Origin of the sequence: Sphingobium lactosutens DS20 (assembly GCF_000445105.1) — a bacterium.
Classification (GTDB): Bacteria; Pseudomonadota; Alphaproteobacteria; order Sphingomonadales; family Sphingomonadaceae; genus Sphingobium; species Sphingobium lactosutens.
In genome coordinates, this window is record NZ_ATDP01000004.1 from 1 (window position 1) to 2927 (window position 2927).

Annotated in this window: 4 protein-coding genes and 1 pseudogene; 3 read left to right on the top strand and 2 right to left on the bottom strand. The window is 60.9% G+C overall.

From position 1 onward, the window contains the following. A partial coding sequence (locus RLDS_RS29230) for a DUF6915 family protein (protein ID WP_021224241.1) occupies positions 1-287 on the top strand: 287 nt, incomplete at its 5' end. A 4-nt stretch (positions 288-291) separates the two neighbouring features. Then, positions 292-597, top strand: coding sequence for a DUF7673 family protein (locus tag RLDS_RS29235; RefSeq protein ID WP_015460586.1), 306 nt, complete (start codon positions 292-294; stop codon positions 595-597). Between the two features lie 139 nt (positions 598-736). Here RLDS_RS29235 and RLDS_RS29240 read toward each other — a convergent pair whose 3' ends face one another. Then, positions 737-1609, bottom strand: coding sequence for a nucleotidyl transferase AbiEii/AbiGii toxin family protein (locus RLDS_RS29240; RefSeq protein ID WP_015460587.1), 873 nt, complete (start codon positions 1607-1609; stop codon positions 737-739). Further along, positions 1602-2273: a type IV toxin-antitoxin system AbiEi family antitoxin domain-containing protein gene (locus RLDS_RS29245; RefSeq protein ID WP_020818773.1), complete on the bottom strand. Its 672-nt coding sequence runs from the start codon at positions 2271-2273 to the stop codon at positions 1602-1604. Before RLDS_RS29245 ends, RLDS_RS29240 begins: the two co-directional genes overlap by 8 nt. 312 nt (positions 2274-2585) lie before the next feature. On the opposite strand from RLDS_RS29245, the pseudogene RLDS_RS29250 reads away from it, so the two are divergent. After that, a pseudogene (locus RLDS_RS29250) lies at positions 2586-2927 on the top strand (hypothetical protein); the annotation flags it as partial.

The window sequence follows — 2927 nt, forward strand, 5'->3', positions numbered from 1 at the left end:
TCATCGCTGATCCGCGCCACCGGGCGCTCAGGCACCATGCCGAGGGGATTTTCCTGCTCGAGACGATTTTTGGCGTGACCGTTCGCAACAGCGACGGACGTCAGGTGCCGGTGCGTCTGATCGGGGAGGCGCACGTCACCGAAGATCTGGGGCGCATTCCGTCTTTCGCCGACTGGGCACGGCTCATCCAGCCGATGCCCTGGATGTTGCGCGGCAATCCCGCCGGCTCGCCGGGGCTGGATCCTGCTATTTCCGGTTCACCCGCACCCAACGCTGCTGTAGCCTGATCTCATGGATCAGGGACCCTTCAGCAAGGCCGCCGCAGACAACGCCCTCGATCGTCTCATCGCAATTGCCCGATCCGACACCGGCCAATCACGCCGGGTCGCAAACTTCCTTCTGGCCTGGTGGAACGGCGAGGATTGCGGGCACTTTCCTATCGCCGATCTGTTCGGCGTCGACGCGACGATCGCGACCCACATCACGACGATCGTCGGTTTCCTCGGTCAACATGAAGGCGCGATCTATCCGGATGCCTTCGGCTGCAAGGCCGAGATGATCGAACTGGTCGGCCGCTGGCGGGATTTCGGCGACTAGAAGTTTTCCAACGTGCAGAGCAACCCGCTCGTTATCGATCTCCTACTGTTGCTCGGGCAGGAGATGACCCGAGTTGCCATCGCGCACGGTTCCATAGGTCTTGAGTCAGGCGTCGAGCGCTTGCCCTGGCGACGGGCAATCATGCATTCGCATTCTGTCCGGGGGGCGGAACCAGCCGGTCCAGCTTCGCCATGAAGAAGCGCTCGCTCCACAGGTCGATCGATTTGAGTTCAGCCGGACGCAGGAAGCGGCGCACATCTTCGGCCGCCGCTTTCCAGTCGAGACCGGCGATCGTGCTGCCCAGCGCGTCCTTCAGCCAGGGCATATTGACGGCAATGCTCTCGTCACCAGCCCACGGTCCGGCTTGAATCAGCGCCGCGCGCAGGAGCGGCAGATTGGGGGCAGTTCCCTTTGCGACATACCAGGAGAAATCGTACCAGTCCCTACCTTTGAGGAAGCCCCGGCAGAGCAGCGCATGGATCTTGAGCGCGAAGTTGGACGGCAGATCCTGATGTCGCACTTCATAGTCGGCCGGAAAATCGAGATAGGTGGCATCTTCGCCGGAGCCGGCGGGGGGATTGACATCGATTTCCAACTTGATGCGGATCGTCCGGGGCTTGCCTGTCCCGGCAAAGATAAGGTCGAGCTGGCTGGCGATCGAATCATTCTTGAGGAGCGCCTGGCGGATCGCGCTGTCCATTTTCGCCTTGGGCCGCGCGTCGAGCTTCAGGCCGAACTGGCCGAACACGTCGACCAGAACCGTGAGATAAGGCGACCAATCGAAATCCGGATCGGGCGCGCGGAGGAGGAAATCGAGGTCTTCTGAAAAACGCGGCAGGCCATGAAGGATACGCAGCGAGGTGCCTCCCTGAAACAGGGCGACATCGAAGAAATCGCCGCGCCACAGGGCGTAAAGCGCGATCTCCTGGAGGATTTCCTTGACGGCATTTTCCTCTTCGAGGGCGTTGGCCGCATCGTAGCTGCGCAGCTTTTCCTGGATGATGTCAATCATGATTGGAAGCCTTTCGGGCCATGACGGCGTATTCGAGCGCGGCGAGAAAGGCGTTCTCGGCCTTGTGCTTGTAGGTGGATCTGAGCTTGGCGAAATCCTTTCGTCGAAGCGAGACGAGCCTGTCCGGGTCGATCCGCATGCCATGGGTCAGCCATTCGACCCCGCTCCATTGTTCCTTGCGCAGGGCAACCAAGTCCATCAGCGCCCGCAAAGGCTGGGCGACGAAGGCGGTGAGTTTGCCCATCTGGACCCGATCAACGCCGATCAGGAACCGATAATCGGCAATGGCGAGAGGGTGGAAGCTGAACGCCCCGAAGTCCGGCGTGTCGAAGTGCAGCGTTTTGCGTCCCGGTGTCACGCTGGCGGTGGTGAAAACCGCTTCGGGAATCCAGCCATGCCAGGTCAGCGCGCTTTCGAGCGAGATATAGCTGCCTGGTACGAGACTCTGGGCAATGGCGAAGGGATGTACGGTTTGGCTGCGATAGTCTCGCCCCAGAAGATATGTGCCGCGCTTCACCCGAAGCAGGGAGCCATCCTTGAGGGCACGGTTTACGAGGCCGTAGCGCCGCGCATCCCCGCCGCCCAGCAACCGCCCAAGCTGGCGTTCGCTCAGGATATGGTCGGCCAGCCCTGCTGCCGTGATCTGCTGTGCCAAGGATGACATGAATTTCCTCATACTTCCAAATTGTGAAAGTTTCCAGAAATTATCGGATGAGCGGCCAGAATGAGCAAAACCTTCCCCGGCGCGCCGCAGGCCTTGTCTCCCGACGTGCTGGTGTCGGCGATACGCTTGGACTCGCTGACGGTGCCCACGCCTTCTGTAAGCCACTGACCGAGACCGAGGCTCTCCTCCGCGCGCCTCGCCGCATCTGCGCTTCGCGCACGCAAAGAGGAGCAGGGAAGGGGGAAGGGGCAGGACATGTCTCCGAGGCCGGAGACCTGACTGTCCCGAACCTATTTTTCGCGAGGAGCGAACATGGCCAACCATTTCGTCAAAGCGAGCTTTGTGCTCACCGTTACCGAGGCCGAGGCCGAAGTCCTGCGCCAGATCGAAGATGCTACAGGAATTCTCGATGATTCTGGTTTCGAGCAGGATGAACTTGCCGCAGCTTATGCCGCGCTCGGCGAATCCTTCACGTCGTGCTTCCCGTCGATCGAGGCCGATCCCTTCGGTGGATTTCGCGCGATCTTCAGCGATCTCGATTATCCACGCCTCAGCTTCTCGCTGCAGGTCGATCCGTCCGATGGGTCAGGCCGTTGCAAGGTCTGGTTCTACGGCGACCAGGTCGATGTCGAAACCGCCGCGCTGCTGATCCAG